General features: G+C 68.4%; 17 protein-coding genes. 10 read left to right on the forward strand and 7 right to left on the reverse strand.

All coding sequences use genetic code 11. The annotated features are described in order from the left end of the window. Positions 1-4 precede the first annotated feature (4 nt). From VGV13_15085 to VGV13_15095, 3 genes are read left to right on the forward strand one after another with little or no spacing between them, the layout of a single operon-like run. Positions 5-736 carry an ABC transporter ATP-binding protein gene (locus VGV13_15085; protein HEV8642417.1) on the forward strand — a complete coding sequence of 244 codons (732 nt, stop codon included), beginning with the start codon at positions 5-7 and terminating at the stop codon, positions 734-736. Beyond that, positions 733-1,602, forward strand: coding sequence for a branched-chain amino acid ABC transporter permease (locus tag VGV13_15090; protein ID HEV8642418.1), 870 nt, complete (start codon positions 733-735; stop codon positions 1,600-1,602). Before VGV13_15085 ends, VGV13_15090 begins: the two co-directional genes overlap by 4 nt. Then, a complete protein-coding gene (locus VGV13_15095; GenBank protein ID HEV8642419.1) occupies positions 1,599-2,534 on the forward strand; it encodes a branched-chain amino acid ABC transporter permease in 936 nt (311 codons plus the stop codon). The genes VGV13_15090 and VGV13_15095 overlap by 4 nt, the downstream gene beginning before the upstream one ends. 18 nt (positions 2,535-2,552) lie before the next feature. Here VGV13_15095 and VGV13_15100 read toward each other — a convergent pair whose 3' ends face one another. Both VGV13_15100 and VGV13_15105 read right to left on the reverse strand, forming a co-directional pair. Next, positions 2,553-2,957: a response regulator gene (locus tag VGV13_15100; protein ID HEV8642420.1), complete on the reverse strand. Its 405-nt coding sequence runs from the start codon at positions 2,955-2,957 to the stop codon at positions 2,553-2,555. Then, positions 2,938-3,366: a hypothetical protein gene (locus VGV13_15105; protein HEV8642421.1), complete on the reverse strand. Its 429-nt coding sequence runs from the start codon at positions 3,364-3,366 to the stop codon at positions 2,938-2,940. Before VGV13_15105 ends, VGV13_15100 begins: the two co-directional genes overlap by 20 nt. A gap of 127 nt (positions 3,367-3,493) precedes the next feature. Here VGV13_15105 and VGV13_15110 point away from each other — a divergent pair, with 127 nt between their 5' ends. Continuing rightward, positions 3,494-3,706, forward strand: coding sequence for a hypothetical protein (locus VGV13_15110; protein HEV8642422.1), 213 nt, complete (start codon positions 3,494-3,496; stop codon positions 3,704-3,706). Further along, positions 3,703-3,987: a hypothetical protein gene (locus tag VGV13_15115; GenBank protein ID HEV8642423.1), complete on the forward strand. Its 285-nt coding sequence runs from the start codon at positions 3,703-3,705 to the stop codon at positions 3,985-3,987. The genes VGV13_15110 and VGV13_15115 overlap by 4 nt, the downstream gene beginning before the upstream one ends. A gap of 48 nt (positions 3,988-4,035) precedes the next feature. Here the strand turns inward: VGV13_15115 and VGV13_15120 are convergent, their stop codons facing one another. Then, positions 4,036-4,992: a cyclase family protein gene (locus tag VGV13_15120; GenBank protein ID HEV8642424.1), complete on the reverse strand. Its 957-nt coding sequence runs from the start codon at positions 4,990-4,992 to the stop codon at positions 4,036-4,038. Positions 4,993-5,517: 525 nt separating this feature from the next. On the opposite strand from VGV13_15120, the gene VGV13_15125 reads away from it, so the two are divergent. The 3 genes from VGV13_15125 to VGV13_15135 all read left to right on the forward strand — a co-directional run bounded on the left by VGV13_15125 (position 5,518) and on the right by VGV13_15135 (position 7,107). Beyond that, entirely contained in the window at positions 5,518-5,856 is a 339-nt protein-coding gene (locus VGV13_15125) for an OmpA family protein (protein ID HEV8642425.1), read from the forward strand. A 145-nt stretch (positions 5,857-6,001) separates the two neighbouring features. Continuing rightward, positions 6,002-6,772: an aquaporin gene (locus tag VGV13_15130; protein HEV8642426.1), complete on the forward strand. Its 771-nt coding sequence runs from the start codon at positions 6,002-6,004 to the stop codon at positions 6,770-6,772. Positions 6,773-6,912: 140 nt separating this feature from the next. Beyond that, positions 6,913-7,107, forward strand: a complete 195-nt coding sequence (locus VGV13_15135) for a hypothetical protein (protein ID HEV8642427.1) — start codon at positions 6,913-6,915, stop codon at positions 7,105-7,107. A 38-nt stretch (positions 7,108-7,145) separates the two neighbouring features. Here the strand turns inward: VGV13_15135 and VGV13_15140 are convergent, their stop codons facing one another. Then, positions 7,146-10,421, reverse strand: coding sequence for an AAA family ATPase (locus VGV13_15140; protein HEV8642428.1), 3,276 nt, complete (start codon positions 10,419-10,421; stop codon positions 7,146-7,148). Positions 10,422-10,970: 549 nt separating this feature from the next. Here VGV13_15140 and VGV13_15145 point away from each other — a divergent pair. Further along, on the forward strand, positions 10,971-11,282 hold the full coding sequence (locus VGV13_15145; protein HEV8642429.1) for a hypothetical protein: 312 nt from the start codon (positions 10,971-10,973) through the stop codon (positions 11,280-11,282). 657 nt (positions 11,283-11,939) lie between these two features. On the opposite strand, the gene VGV13_15150 is transcribed toward VGV13_15145, so the two are convergent. Together VGV13_15150 and VGV13_15155 are read right to left on the reverse strand one after the other, a co-directional pair. Beyond that, positions 11,940-13,535, reverse strand: coding sequence for a DHA2 family efflux MFS transporter permease subunit (locus VGV13_15150; protein HEV8642430.1), 1,596 nt, complete (start codon positions 13,533-13,535; stop codon positions 11,940-11,942). 13 nt (positions 13,536-13,548) lie between these two features. After that, a complete protein-coding gene (locus VGV13_15155; protein HEV8642431.1) occupies positions 13,549-14,238 on the reverse strand; it encodes an ABC transporter substrate-binding protein in 690 nt (229 codons plus the stop codon). 160 nt (positions 14,239-14,398) lie between these two features. Between VGV13_15155 and VGV13_15160 the strand changes: the two genes are divergently transcribed. Next, entirely contained in the window at positions 14,399-14,677 is a 279-nt protein-coding gene (locus tag VGV13_15160; protein ID HEV8642432.1) for a hypothetical protein, read from the forward strand. On the opposite strand, the gene VGV13_15165 is transcribed toward VGV13_15160, so the two are convergent. Next, positions 14,674-15,492, reverse strand: a complete 819-nt coding sequence (locus VGV13_15165) for an MEDS domain-containing protein (protein ID HEV8642433.1) — start codon at positions 15,490-15,492, stop codon at positions 14,674-14,676. The genes VGV13_15160 and VGV13_15165 overlap by 4 nt on opposite strands. Between the last annotated feature and the right edge of the window lie 109 nt (positions 15,493-15,601).

Raw genomic sequence — 15,601 nt, forward strand, 5'->3', positions numbered from 1 at the left:
GGCGGTGATCGGGGGAGCCGACCGCGTGCTTGAGATCCGTGACGTCGTGGCGGCCTACGGCGACATCCGGGCCCTGTCGGGAGTGACGCTCTCCGTCGGATCGGGCGAGATCGTCGCCCTGCTCGGCCCGAACGGGGCCGGCAAGAGCACGCTCCTCAAGTCGATCGCGGGGCTCCTCCGCCCGCGCGCGGGCGTGATCCGCTGGGAGGGCGAAGATCTGAGATCCGTCGGCACCCACCTGATCGTCGAGCGCGGCCTGGCCATGGTGCCGGAGGGGCGCCGCCTCTTCGGCAGCATGACGGTGGAGGACAACCTCGAGCTGGGCGCCTTCGCCGCCCGGGCGCGGGTGCAAAAGCGAGCGAACCTGGAGCGGGTCTATGCGCTGTTTCCCGTCCTCAGCGAACGCCGCCGGCAGATCGTCGGTGCGCTCTCCGGCGGCCAGCAGCAGATGGTGGCCGTGGGGCGCGCGCTCATGACCAACCCGAGGCTCCTGATGCTCGACGAGCCCTCGCTGGGGCTGGCTCCCCGCCTGGTGGGGTCGATCCTGGAGGCCCTGGTCGAGATCAACCGCGCCGGCGTGGCCATCTTCCTCGTCGAGCAGAACGTGCAGGCCGCGCTTACCCTCGCCCACCGCGCCTATGTCCTCGAGGGGGGCCGGATCGTCGGCGAGGGTCGCGGTGCCGAGCTGCTGCAAGACCCGCACGTCCGCCGCTCCTATCTCGGCCCGCTCGCGTGACGATCCTCGCCCAGCAGCTCCTGCTCGGGCTCCTGATCGGCGGGATCTACGGGCTGGCGGCGGCGGGGCTCTCGCTCGTCTTCGGCGTCCTCAAGGTCCTCAACGTCGCCCACGGCGAGCTGATCATGCTCGGCGGCTACGGCACCTTCTGGGCCGTTGCCCTCCTCGGCATCGATCCCTTCGCCTCGCTCGTGTTGGTGCTGCCGCTCTCGCTGCTGCTGGGCCTCGGCCTCTACTGGGCGCTCTTCGGCTTCGTGGTGCGCGCCGACGAGGAGACGCGGGTGAAGAACTCGCTGCTGATCGGCTTCGGCCTGGCTCTGGCGCTCCACGCCCTGGCCGTCCGGCTGTGGACAGCGGACGAGCGCTCCATCATCACCCCCTACGGTGGCGCGGTGGTCAGCGTGGGCGACCTCTCGATCCCTGTCGTCCGTCTGCTGAGCCTCGCGCTGGCCTTCGCCCTGATCGGCGGGTTGCACCTCCTGCTGAGGCACTGGCGCTGGGGCAAGGCCATCCGCGCCACCGCCGAGGACTGGCAGGCCGCGCTCCTGACCGGCATCGACGTCCGGCGCGCATACCTCCTCGCCTTCGCGATCGGCACCGGCCTCGCCGGCGCCGCCGGCACGCTGGTCAGCGTCGGCTACTCGGTCAGCCCCTCGATCGGGCTCGAGTGGACGCTCAAGGCGCTGATCGTCGTCGTCCTCGCCGGGCTCGGCTCGATGATCGGCACCTTCGTCGGCGGTCTCTTCCTCGGCCTGGCGGAGGCGGCGAGCGCGGCCGCCTTCGGCGGCCCGTACCGCGAGGTGGTTGGGCTGGTCATCTTCGTGGTCGTGCTGGTCGTCCGCCCGCGCGGGCTCTTCGGGCGGTGAGGCGACTGGCCAGGCGGCACGAGCTGGGCTGGGCGGGGGCCATTCTGATATCCCTGGCCGCGCTGGCGCTGCTGCCGCTGGTCGTCCGTCGGGACGATGTCCTCAACTTCGTCTTCCTGATCCTGCTCTCGATCACGCTCGCCGAGAGCTGGAACATCGCCGCCGGCTATGCCGGCCAGGTGAACCTGGGGCACTCGGCCTTCTTCGGCCTCGGCGCGCTGGTGGCGCGCACGCTCTGGATCGGCGGCACACCGATCGTGCTCGCCATGGCGGCGGGCGCCGGGGTGGCGACGGCCATCGCGCTGCTCATCGGCGTGGCCGCCTTCCGGCTGCGCGGCGCCTACTTCGCCATCGGGACGCTCGCGCTGGGAGAGATCTCGCGGACCACGGTCGGCAACGTCCTCCCGGAGATCTCCACGCTGCCCACGGCCACCATCGCCGCCTACCGGCTGTCGCACCGTTACTATCTCGCGCTGGCTCTGGCCGCCGTGTCGGTGGCCGCGGTGGCGGCCCTGGCGACCTCGCGGGTCGGGCTCGGGATGCAGGCGATCCGCGAGGACGAGGAGGCGGCCGAGGCGTCCGGCGTCGGGGCGCTGGGGCTCAAGCTGACGGCGCTGGCGCTCTCCACGGGACTGGCCGGGCTGGCCGGCGGGCTCTTCGCCTACTACCACATCAGCTACTATCCGTCGCATCCCTTCAGCCCGCACTGGACCTTCGACGCGCTCCTGGTCACCTTCATCGGCGGCGTCGGCACGCTGCACGGCCCCGTGCTGGGCGCCGTCCTCTACGTCTTCCTCAAGGAGTACCTGGCCCTGCGCTGGGTGGACTTCCACCTATTGGTCTTCGGCGCCCTCTTCATCGCCATCGTGCTCCTGCTCCCCGGGGGGCTGGTGCAGGCGGCCGAGCGCGCGCGGCGGCTCCTGGCGCGCTGACGGCCCAATCGCCAACGGTCACTGGCGCGGTCGCGCCAGTGTCTCGACGACGCGGCAGAGCTCCCACGGATCGACGGGCTTGCGGAGGTGGACCTGAAAGCCGGCGGACAGGACTTGCCGGGGCCCGTGCTCCAAGATCGCCGTCACCGCGATGGCCGGGACCGCGCCGCCTCGCTCGGCGTCGCGCGCCCGTAGCTCTCCGATGAGCCAGTAGCCATCGCGCTCCGGCATCGAGATGTCGCTGACCAGGACATCGGGTACGACATGGTCGAAGAAGCGGAGCGCCTGCTCGGCGGTCTTGGCCACCGACACCAGGGCCCCGGTGTACTCGAGGATCGTCTTGAACAACTCTAGCGTGTCGGCATTGTCGTCAACCACCAGGACGTGAACGCCGACCAGCAGCTCACTCGTAGTAGACGGCACCTCGCGCCCCATAGCTCGACAATTCGGACACGAGCCGACAAAGTGCCCATGGGTCGATTGGCTCCTCCAGATAGCTGTCGAAGCCGTTCAGGCGGGCGGCGTCCGCCTCCGAAATCGGCCCCACACCGACGGCGGGGATCTTTCCTCCATGCTCGGGTTGCAAGGATCGGAGCCCTCGGATCAGGGCTAAAGCCGAATTGGCGGGAGGCCGGACGCCCACGACGACCACGCCCGGGGTCGTCTCTCGCATGGCCACCAGAGCCTCGTCGAGGGAGGCGATGTCGCGGACAAGCGCGCCGCAGTAGCGCAGGATCGCGCTCGAGACCGTCCGATTCTCGGCGTCCTCGTCCACAAGAAGAACATACACCCCTCGAAGCGAGTCGACCGAGTAGAACCCGCCGCGCGCCATGTCCGTCGCTGCAGCAAGTCGCGGGCCATGGCTAAACGCAGACGGCAGAGCAAAGGAGTTCCCAGATCCAGGGATTCCCTTTCACGCTTCAGATCGGGAAGCGGCGCCTGAAGACCCGGCGAATCAGGTGCAGAAGGACCTGCCCGTCATCGAGGGCCACGAGCTCTTCCGTGAGGAGCGGGGCTACGACGTGGGCCTCTGGCGCTCCGTCGGCGCCGGCTACACCAAGTTCGCGATCGAGTCCTTCCTCGACGAGATCGCGCGTGCCCCGCCAGAGCGGGCGCATCCGGGTGCACGAGGTCTGGTGCGCGGTCGATCCCGGCATCGCCATCCAGCGTGAGCCATGTCCTCGGCGAGCGCATCACCATCGAGAACGGCGTGGTCCAGCAGTCGAACTTCCACGACTATCCGATTCTTCGCATGGCCGACGCGCCCGAGATCCACGTCCAGGTGATCAGCACCGACAACCCTCCGGGCGGGATCGGCGAGGTGGGCCTGCCGCCGATGGGCGGGGCCATCGGCAACGCGGTGGCCGCGCTGACGGGCGCGCGGCTGCGTCAGCTCCCCATGCTGCCGGAGCGCGTGCGCTCGGCCCTCAGGGACGCGCGGTCGAGGGCCTAGTGAGTTTGGAAAGGGTGGGGGACGGCTTGACCGCCCCCACCCCGGTCGTCAGCGGACGGCGATGGGCGCGACGGTCGAGCCCGAGCCGCCCTTGACCTTCAGCGGCTGCATCATGAACGCGAACTCGTGTACGCGCTTCGAGGTCAGCTCGTCCAGCTTCATGTTCTCCAGCAGGTGGATGCCGTTGATCACGAGCAGGATCTGGTGGACGGGCAGGGAGATCTCCTTATCGGGATTGGGCGCGACCTCCACCGGCCAGTTGTCCGACCCGACCAGCATCGGGTCCTGCTTAACTAGCCACTCGGCTGCCTTGACGCCGACACCCGGGCAGCTCTTCACGTAGCGGGCATTGTCCTTGCCCCAGAGCTTGCCCCAGCCGGTGTGGATGATCACGGCGTCGCCGGGCTGCAATTTCAAATTCTGCCGCTGCAGCGCCTGCTGCAGGTCCTGCTCCGTGATCTCGTAGTTGTCGCCCAGGATGTCCACGCCCTTCAGCCCGGCGACGTCGATCAGCACGCCGCGCGTGATCAGGGCGCCGACCTTCTCGATTCCCAGCTTGGTGAACCCGCCCCGGGATGAGACCTCGTCGACCTTGAAGCAGTTGTACATGCTGTTCTCGATCGTCTGGTGGGCGAAGCCGTCGAGCTGGGTGCCCACCTGGCCGATCTCGGTGATGACGATCTCCTCGTTGCTGCCGCGGCGGTTCGTCGGCACGTTCATGAAGGTCCGCTTGGTGTGCACGTCGAAGCGCCGGGTGCCGAAGAACGGCATCGACGAAGCGAGCTCGTGGCCGAGCTCGATCACCTCTCCGGTGCGGATGAGCCGTGTCGCCCGGAGCACCGTTTCGGGCTTCATGTGGTTGGCCGAACCTCGCTCGTCGCCCGCCCCCCATTTCGAGGGGCAGCGTTGGTTGTCGGCGGGCGGGCGCCAGGACTGGGCGTGGGCGGTGACGCTCGCCGCGCCGAGCGCCACGACCATGGCGATGCCGATGGCGATGAATCGCATGGGTTCCTCCCTGTGTGTGGGGTTCTACGCACTGCATTGTGACGACGGCGCCGAGCCGCGGAAACACTAGCGCAACCCCCCCCGGGGATGCAACGAGGGCGCGCCGATTCCGCGGCCCGGCGGCGCACGCTCTCATCGCCCGACGTGAATCCGGCGCCGCATGTCTGACTGGCATCGCCTCATACCTACCCGGCACGAGCCCGAAGGGGTCGAGCGACAAGATCGCCGCCAGCAAGCGGGCTTGCGAGACGCCGGCTCTGGCATGGTTGCTGCTCCTCCCGCCTTCCAGTCGGGTCCGCGCGTCATGCGCGCCAAGAGGCGCTTGCCCGAAGCGCCAGGAAGGAACCTCAAATGAGCGTTCGGTTTCATCTCGTGCTGTCGGCACTCGTGATGTCGGTCGGCCTGGCTGCGTGCGACTCGGGGCCCTCGGCTCCGGTAAGCCAGACGGGTCCAGGCCAGGCGGGGCCAGGCCAGCCTCCCAGGGCCGCGGCAGCCCCCGCTGCGCAGTCGCCAGAGCCCGCCGCTATGGCCGAGCTGAAGAACATCCATTTCGACCTGGACCAGGCGAAGATCCGTTCGAGTGACGCCCGGCTCCTTCAGGACAATGCCCGCTGGCTCAAGTCGCGCCGGGACATGACGATCGTCATCGGCGGCCACGCCGACGAGCGCGGCTCGGACGACCACAACCTGAAGCTCGGGGAGCGGCGCGCGAACGCCGTCAGGGGCTACCTGATCGCCCAGGGGGTCGAGGCCGACCGCGTCACGACCGCCAGCTACGGCGAGCGCAGCCCGCTCTGCCCCGAGCACACCGAGGGCTGCTGGGCCCAGAACCGGCGTGCCGAATTCCGGGCGAAGGCCCGGTAGCGGTCCGAGCGAGGGCAGGTGCCACCTCGGCAGGGAGGCTCGAGTTGGGCGCATCCTGACATGGGGCCTGGGTGTTAAGTGGTTGATTTCTCTTGCTTTTAACTTTGGCTCGAAACCTGCTCCCGCCCTACCCGGGGAGGGTGCCATGAGCAGAACAGCGTCAGAAGGGCTCGTCGTCCTCAAGATGCCGTCAGCACTGCTGGGCGCCGAGGTCCGGTCCGTTGCGGCTCGGCGAGCGCTCTCGGCGGAGTTACTCGGGACCCTGCTGCTGACCTTTTTCACGGCAGGGGTGGTGATCGTCACCGGAGGGATGCTGGGAGAGAAGCTCTCGTCGTCCCGCCTGCTGGTCACCTCGATGGCGCACGGCCTGGCCTTCGGGCTCCTGGTCTACACGATGGCCGGCATGTCCGCGGGTCATCTGAACCCGGTTCTCACGCTCGGGGCCATGATCATGCGCCAGATGACCCTCACGCGCGGTGTGATGTATCTCGCCGCTCAGCTCGTCGGCGCCGTCTGTGGCGCCGTCCTGTTGAAGCTCGCGCTACCGGCAGGAGTGCCCCTGGTCCTCGGTCTTCCGGCGCTCGGCCCCCGGGTCACCGCGGAAGCCGCCCTCGTGGTGGAAGGGATGCTCGCCTTCACCCTGGTGGTTGCGTTCCTGGCCTCCGGCGGCAAAGGGTCGGCTCCAGTCGTCGTCGGTCTCACGACCACGCTCGGGCGGCTCTTCGGCATGGCGCTGACCGGGGCCCCGATGAACCCGGCGCTCGTGTTCGGCGTCGCCCTCGCCTCGGGAATGTGGACCGGCCACTGGGTCTGGTGGGTCGGCCCCCTGCTGGGCTCGGCGCTGGCGGCCCTGTGCTGGCACTCGTGGTTCTCGAAGGGCGAGAAACACAGCGGGGACGGTCGCGCCTGGCGGTAGCCACCTGACGATCGTCAGGCCATAATCGACTCGCAGTGCTACGGGCGTCGAGGCGACTCGACGCCCGTAGTGCTTATTGCGTATCGCGCTCAAGGTCGGCGTCCCCCTTCTCCCTGATCGGCGCCATCATCGGGGAGTTCATGGCCGCCTCCCGGGGGCTCGGCTACATGATCCAGTTCAACACCAACCAGTTCGACACCACGGGCGCCGTCAGCGGGATCCTGGTCCTCATGGTCTGCGTGATGCTGTTCAACGGCGTGCTCAACCGGCTGGAGCGCTACGTGCTCCGGTGGCGCCCGCGCGAGCGGGCAGCCTCGATCCGCGAGCTCCAGTAGCGGCGGCCAGGCCACCGCCGGCGGATGTGTCGGTAGCTTCAGGAGGCCAGTACCGCCTCCACGCGCGCCAACCAGAGCGGCGTGTCCATGTCCCAGAACAGCTTCGTCGCGATCGCGAGATGCTCCTTCGCTAGCTCCCACCTCCCGGCTCTCCGGAGCAGCTCGCCAAGACCGAGATGGCAGTGCGCAACGAGGGGGCGCATGCCCAGTTCCTGGGCCAGCGCCACAGCCTGGCTGTAGTAGCGATCGGCTTCCTCGCCTTCGGCGGGAGCGCGATGGGATATGACCTCGCCCATCGCACGGAGCGCCCACGCTTCGTGCCCGCGTTCCTTCTGGACCTGGGCGAGTTCACGGGCCCGCGACAAGTGCCGGATCGCGTCGTCGATGCGGCCGGCGGCGTCGGCGACTTCGGCGAGCCAGGTGATCAAGAGGGGCTTCCACGTCGAATAGCCCATAGCGGCCAGGCGGTCGATGGCCTGCTCCAGGCGCGGCTGCGCTTCGGAGGCGCGGCCCGAAAGGGCGTCGATATACCCCAGGGCCGACTCGAACCACGGAACCAGGAGTCCGATCTCCCCCAACCGACAGACTTCGAGCCCGCGTTTGAGCAGCGTCGCCGCCTGAGGATGGTCTCCCTTGCGAAGGTGAAGCAGGCCGGCATGAAAGCACAACCAGGCCAGGCTCCATCGCTGGTCGATCGCGTCGGCGATCGCAAATCCTTCGCGAGCCAGCGTCGTCGCGTCGACGAACTCGCCGATCTCAGCCAGGCATGAGATCAGCCAGGCCCGTGATAGGAGCGCTGGAAGCCCCGCCATCCCGTATCGCTCGGACACTCGCGCGCCGGTGAGCAAATTGACGTTCCTCTTGAGGATGTCGATCGCTCGCCGATACTCCCCCAAGGCGTGATAGGCCAGCCCCAGGCGAAAGTTCATCTGAACCTCGAGTCCGAAATCCCCGCAGGCCCTGGCGATCGCGAGCCCCCGCTCGGCGAACCTGATCGCGCCGTCGTGGTCGCCCATCTGGAAGAAGCAGACGGCCATGAACGACGAGACCCGCCCCAGCCGTCGTTGATCGTCCAGCCGCACCGCCAGCGCCTCGGCTTCGCGCAGGCGCATGAGCAGGCGAGACAGATCGCCCAACTGAAGGAGGGCGTTGCGGAGATCGAACCTGAGATCGATGGCCTGCTCGATGGTGTCGCGGCTCTCGGGGAGATTCGCCAGGGCCTCCAGCGCTTGCTCGAACCAGGCCACTGCCTTCCGGTGGGCCGAGCGGTCCGCCGCCTGGGCCCCGGCTCGGCGAAGGTAGGTGAGGGCCTTCGGCCACACTTCGGCTTCGCGGTAGTGCAGGCCGAGGGCGGCCGTGTGGAGCTCGAGGTTGTCAGGATAAAGCGCTTCGATCGCCTCGGCGACCTGGCGATGGAAGAGCTTCCGCCGCGGGGGCAGGAGCTGGGCGTAGGCGACCGCGCGGATCCGGTCGTGGGTGAACTCGAAGCGTTCCCCCACGCCGTGTAGCACCCGCCGTCGGACGAGCTCCTCGACCCCCTCGGCGCTGTCGCCTTCGGCGAGGCCGGCGGCGCGCTGGAGGAGGGCGAAATCGAACTCCCTCCCGATGACGGCGGCCACCAGGACGAGTTGCCGGCTCTGTTTATGGAGCCGCTCCAGCCGTCGGGCGATGATCTCCCGGACTCGCTCGGGCAGACGGACCCCGGTGGGCCCGGCGGAGGCCGTCCCCTCCTGGATGGCGCGCACGGCCTCGACGACCACGAAGGGGTTGCCCTCGCTCACCGCCCAGACCTCCTCAGCCAGGCGCGCGACGGCGGCGCCGGCGAGACCGGCCCCAGCGAGCGCTCGAACAAGCGCGACCGTGTCTCCGTGAGAGAGCGACGACAGCGCGATGTGGAGGAAGTGCGGCTCCCGCAGCAGCTCCTCGAGCACGTGGCGGAGGACGGGGGCGCCGGCGAATTCCTCTTCCCGTGCCGTCACGAGGATCAGGACCGGCGCCTCCCGGATACGGCGAGCGACGAAGGCGAGGAGCCGGAGGCTCATCTCGTCGGCCCAGTGCATGTCCTCGAGCATCAGCCCGACTGGCGCCATGGCCGCGAGCCCCTCGATGAAGTGCCAGACACTCTCGAAGAGGCGGCGCGCGTCGTGGGTGCTGGGCGGGAGGCCCGGCATGTCCGCCTCCGGGAGCAGCCGGGCCAGTTCGGCTCGCGAGTGAGCCGGGAGCACACTCAGCAGCTCGAGCTCGGCGGTCACCTGGCCGGAGCGGAACGCATCGACCCAGGGACCAAAGGGCAGAATCTGCTCGGTCTCGTAGGCGCGCCCCAGGAGCAGCCGGCCGCTGTTGGCCACGTCGGCGGCGAGTGTCAGCAGCAGGCGGCTCTTGCCGATCCCGTCCTCCCCGACGATCAGGGCGACCCGCCCCCGCCCCTGCCGTACCTCCTCGAACGCCTGACGTAATCGAGCGAGCTCCGCCTCCCGGCCGATGAGGGGGGTCTCGGGCGTGGGGACGGCGGGATGCAGCCTTGACGCGGTACGGTGCCGACGGGTCCCTCGCGCGTGGCCGGCTGGGGTCGGTGGCGTCGCCGCGTCGCGCCGTAGGAGGTCCCGGTAGAGTTGCTTGGTCTCGGACTCGGGCTCGGCACCGAGCTCTTGCTGCAGGACGCCGAGGCAGATCTGGTACTGCCGGAGCGCACCGGCTCGCCGGCCCTGCCGGGAGTAAAGACGCATGAGCGTGCGGTGGACAGCTTCCTGCAACGGATCGAGCGCGAGGAGGCGGACGGCGGTCTGAATGGCGAGCTCGGTCTGCACCGCCTTCTCCTGGTGCGCGAGGAGCCTGGTCAGGGCCGCGAGCGCGAGCGTCCGGATCCGCTCACGCTCGGCGACGAGCCACTCCTCGAAGAACGCCGCCTTCACGGCGAAGCCGTCAAGGAAGTCGCCGCGATAGAGCGCCGCGGCCTGCTCGAGGGCCTCCGGCGTGCCCTCGGCCACCCGCTCCTCGAACGCCACCACATCGACCTCCACGGCGGCGGGATTCAGGGCAACGGTCGTGCCCTCGGTTAGGAGGCTTCCGGGCTTGGTGGCCGGCAGCGCATGGCGAAGGGTCGAGAGGGTCTGGCGGAGGCTGCTCATAGCCTGCTCGTTACCGGCCTCCCCCCAGAGAATGGTGGCGAGCTTTTCGCGGGAGTACGCCTGCCCGGGGCGCAGCGCCAGGTAGGCGAGGAGGGCCTGGGCCTTCCTGGCCGGCAGGGACACCGGGAGGCTCGAGGGGAGGCGGGCCTGGAAGCCCCCGAGCAGGGCGACGCTGACGCGCGACATGGCTCCTAGCCTGCGAAGGGTGGCCAATATTACCACCCATCGGTTCCGGTGACGCGGGCCCCCTCCTTTGCGAAACTTTCACGCCTCAATCACGAAATCGTTACGGCACCCTGATATTGTGCTGCGCGCACTGAGGACCTTCGAGGATCGAGGAACGGATTCCACCTCGCGAGAAGTTTCAGGGTCAAGGGGTGCGTCACGTCGCGATTATTTTCGGATTGGGGTTAATAGTGCCTGACGTGGCGGACACTTTTCCGAGTCCGTGCGTTGCGACACGATCATCCGGCCTCAGGGAGGGAGGTGAGAGACGGGTTGACTGAAGGAAGCGAAGACGACCAGATGTCCAATACCAGATGTCCAGTAGAGGAAGGGAAAGCCATGAAAAGGTGGTCGGTTGTTGCGTTTCTCTTGATGAGTGCGGGATTAGTGGTAGCTCTCGGCCCCTGGACGCTCGCCAATGCAGGCCCCAGGCCCAAAGCCGACTTCGCGATCTTCGATGGGACGAACCCCGCGACTGAGGCGCCGCCCTTCGGAGGTGCCGAGTGCGCCGTGAAGCACCCGGCCACGTTCAGCGCGACCGTCACCGCGCACTCGTCCGGCCCCGATGGGTTCGTCCGGGCAACGTTTGCAGACGGGGACTTCGTCCAGTTCCCGATCAAGTCGGATGGGTCGTTCAGCTTTTCGCAGGCGATCGGCTCGACGAAGGACGTGGACGACCGGATCAGGATCTCCAACGGTGGCGACGCGGCCGGCGCGCGGCTGGTGGGCTGGGTCAGTGTCATCGGCGGCGACAAGGACTCCTGCCAGAGTTGCAACTTCGACGACGTTGGGGGGGGCGCCGGCTGCCAGAACAATCCCTAAGGACGGTTGCCTCGTGCGCCACGCCGGTTAGAGCGGCGGCCGCCCCACCGAAGGTGCCGGGTTCGGGTCGGCTCCCGCGATCGACCTGAGCCGGTGATGCAGGGCGGGGCGCACGGCTTCGCCTCGGAAGGAGGAGAGCGAGGGAACCTCAAGGGTTCCCCCGCACCTTGTTTGTTCTTGTGAGTGCAACATTGTGCCTCCCATCGATCGTGAACACTCTTCGAATGGGGCGGTTGTCGTAATCCGCGAAGGCCGGGGCTGTCCCGTAGAGTAGGCGACGGACGCACGGACCACCGGTACCAGGAGCGAGGGCCGACTTGCGAGTGAAGGCGTAGGAACCAATCTCCGGCTTGGCGCTACGTGCTCCGGTGGCGCGCCCGCGAGAGGGCGGCCTCGGCGCGCGAGTGCAATAGCCGGCAATCACGTGGTGGACTCCGCTGTCGGTCCCGGGCGTTGACGAGGAGGACGGCGGCTTCGCCGACGGCCTCCGAGCGTGTGGGGGTCTGGGGGCCGGGCGTTGACGAGGAGGACGGCGGCTTCGCCGACGGCCTCCGAGCGTGTGGGGGTCTGGGGGCCGGCGTTGACGAGGAGGACGGCGGCTTCGCCGACGGCCTCCGAGCGTGTGGGGGTCTGGGGGCCTTCGAGGCCCCCAGCCGGTTAGTCCGGCGCCGGAAGTCCGGGATCGCGCGCGGGCGGCTCCGGACTATCCCGGGAAGGGGCCGGCTCCGCCCGGACTCTGCGCATGAACGGGACCAGGAGCAGGACGGCACAGTACACCACCAGCAGGAGCCAGAAGTCGTCCGCGTAGGACAGGATCTGCGCCTGCACGATGGTTTCGTGGTACAGCGTCGCCAGGGCCTGCCGGCCGGCGGTGAAGGTGTCGGCGCCCTGGGCCACGAAGTGCCGGGTCCACTCCTGGAGTCGCTCGGCCACCGCAGGGTTCCAGGCGTGGACGTGGCTGGTGAGGATCGCCTGGTGCTGCTGGCTGCGCCGGGCCAGCAGCGTCGTGGCCACCGCCACCCCCATGCTGCCCCCGATATTGCGGACGACGTTGTAGGCGGCCGTCGCGTTGGCCAGGCGCTCGGTCGGGATGGTGGCCAGAGCGAGGGCCTGGAGAGGAACGAAGATGAAGCCCATGGAGAATCCCTGGAGGAAGCGCGGCCAGGCCAGGCTCCAGAAGTCCATCGTGACCGTGACGCGCGTCATGAGCCCGAGCGCCACCGCCTGCAGCAGGCAGCCTCCGACGAGCATCAGGCGCTGATCCATCCGCGAGACCAGGGTTCCGGAGATCATGAGCGCGGCCATCGTTCCGAGCCCGCCGGGCGCCAGCGTGAGGCCGGACGTCCACGCGTCGTAGCCCAGGATCTTCTGGGTATAGAGCGCCTGGAGCAGGAGGCTCGAATTGAACCCGAAGCCGATCAGGAAGATGGCCAGGGAGCTGACGCCGAAGTTCCGGTCGTTGAAGACGCTGAGATCGAGGATCGGCTCCTCGGCCAGGACTTCCCGGATCACGAAGCCGGCCAGCATGCATACGGCGAGGGGAGCGAGCGTCAGGATGAGCGCCGAGTCGAACCAGTCGTGGCGCTCGCCCAGATCGAGCACGAGCTGGAGGCAGCCGAAGCCGAACATCATCAGGACGATCCCGGCGAGGTCGACGTGCCGGGGCCGGCGATGGAACGGCGCATCGAACAGGAATGCGCTCACCATGAAGAAGGCCAGGATGCCGATCGGGAGGTTCATGTAGAAGATCCAGCGCCAGGACCAGTTGTCGGTGATCCAGCCGCCCACGGTCGGTCCCAGGATCGGCGCCAGCATGATGCCGAAGCCCCAGACCGCCATGGCCGTGCCGCGCTGCTCGAGCGGGAAGATCTCCCACATGATGGCCTGGGCCATCGGGATCACGGGGCCGCCGCCGAGGCCCTGGAGGATGCGCATGAGCACCAGGAACTCGAGGTTCGGCGCGATCCCCGAGAGGAACGAGCTGACGGTGAAGGTGACGGTGCAGATGAGGTAGAAGCGCCGGCGGCCGAAGACCGCGGTGAGCCAGCCGCTGGCGGGGATGATGACGGCGTTGGCGGCCAGGTAGGAGGTGATGACCCACGACATCTCGTCGATGCTGGCCGCGAACGAGCCCTGCATGTGGGGCAGGGCGACATTGGTGATGCTGGTGTCGAGGACCTGCATCACCGTGACCATCATCACCGAGAGCGTGATGGCCCACTTCCGCGCGGCCCCGACGGGCGCGTCGCTCACGGGAGGCCGGGGATCACTTCGGCAGGAAGTCGTGGGTCACGAGCGCTTCGTACGGGATCGGGGCCTTGAGGGCGCCGATCTTGGTCATGAAGTCCTGCGTGAGCTTGCTGGCCCGCTCGGTGATCCGGCCGTCGGGCGGAATGCCGAGCCGGACCTTCTTGAGCCCGGCGAGGATGATCGCGTCGTCCAGGCGCCCCAGGAACGGCTTCATTGAGGCCACCGCCGCCTCGGCCGGGTTTTCGGCGAGCCACCGGTTGGCGCGGACGAGCGCGCGCGCGACCTTACGGACGATCTCCGGGTGCTGCTTGGCGTAGTCAGGGTGGATGATGATGCTGTTCATCATGAACTCGCTGAAGTCCGGGTCCTCGCCGGCGGCATTGTCGACGATCATCACGCCGAAGCCGCGGTGAACGGCCGCGTCAGGGACGGGGGTCCCGGTCGCGAAGGCGTCCACCTTGCGCTGCTCGAGCGCCAGGACCATGGCCGGGCCGGCCCCGATGCCGATGAGCTCGACGTCCTTCTGTGGATCGATCCCCGCTTTGAGCAGATAGTAGAGCATCACCTGATAGGAGAACGACCCGACGGCCACGCCCGAGAGCTTGAGCCCCTTGAGCGCCTTGATCTTGTCCATGAGCGGGCTCTGCTCGGTGACGCCTTTCTCCCGGGCCACATCCTTGTGCATGACCGATGTGCGCCGCACCATGTCGGTTCCCTCAGGAGCGTTCGAGGAGCCCACCGGCCGAAGCCCAGCGTTTCCGCCATCGAGGTCGGCACACTTCATCATTCGGGCCGGACGGTGTCAAGCCGTTGAAGGCCCGCTGGCGCGCGATTACCGCGACTACTTCCTTCCGCTGCTGGGCAAGATGCGGGGACTCGAGATCATCAAGACGGACCCGGCGATGCCGGATTCGGAGGTGACGCTCCCGTACCTCCTGGAGGACATCTGGATCGTGGGCGATCCCGACACGGTGGCTGCGAAGCTGAGGACCCTCGGCGACCAGGTGGGAGGCTTCGGAACGCTGCTGGTGATCGCCCACGAATGGCGCCCGCGGGCGGCCTGGGAGCGCTCGATGACGCTGCTGCGAGAGCAGGTGCTCCCGCGTCTTTCCCCGGAGGGCGGATCGCCGGGGCCGCTGGCCTAGCTATGATAATTCGCGGCCTGAGCGTCGTTATCGGTGCGGTAGTGGCGGCGAGCCCTGTCCAGGAGCGCGTCGGCAATCACCGGAACGAACTCGCGCACGGCGAGAATGGCCGCCTCGGCGTCGGGCATCGCGGCGGGCCTGGCGTAGTGGGCCAGGAACGTGCTGCGGAGGGATGTGGGCTCGCCGCTGGGACCGAAGATGTCCGCATACGCGCGCTCCACGGCGCGCTCGAGCCGCGCGTAATCGTCGACGGGAATGACGTCGGAGTGCGCGGCGCTCACGCGCTGGAGCAGGCCGCGGTGGATCTGCGAGTCGAAGTTGTCGAGGGAGTAGCCGCACAGGAGCGAGAAGGCGTGCGTCGTCATCAGCTCGGCCCACAGCTCTTCGAGCCGGATCGTGGCGGCCAGGCTCCTGCGGCGTAGCAGGTCGACTATCTCGCCGAATGCGCGGACGCTTCCGTGGCCTACGGCGGTCGCCGCCTCGATCGTGCCGCCGATGAGCGTGCGGAAGCGCGCGCGGTCGGGCATGCCGTTCACGAGGAGTTGGGCCACACACTCGGCGGCGTCGAGAACGGTGAGCTGCCCGCGATGCTGGAAATCGTCGAGAGCGAACCGTTCGTCCTCCAGACCGCGCGCGATGGTCTGCCAATGAGAAGGCGTGACGACGAGAACAACGGCCTCGCCGCGGCGCAGACCCTCGCCGGCGAAGCGGCCGACGGCGCGCGCGAGGAATCCCGGCTCCGTATAGAGCTGGGCGATATGCTGGCGCGGCGCCGGCGCCGCCAGGACGCTCTCCCAGGTCGCTGAGGCGTTCATTGTCGGTTCGAGCTCAGCGTAGCGCATCTACGAGCGGCGCGCGATCGAATGAACGACGCCTGTGAGAAAAACTTTTCCCAGCGGGGACTCGTAAGCCAATCTTCTGTTC

Source organism: Candidatus Methylomirabilota bacterium (assembly GCA_036001065.1).
Taxonomy (GTDB): Bacteria; Methylomirabilota; Methylomirabilia; order Rokubacteriales; family CSP1-6; genus MNEF01.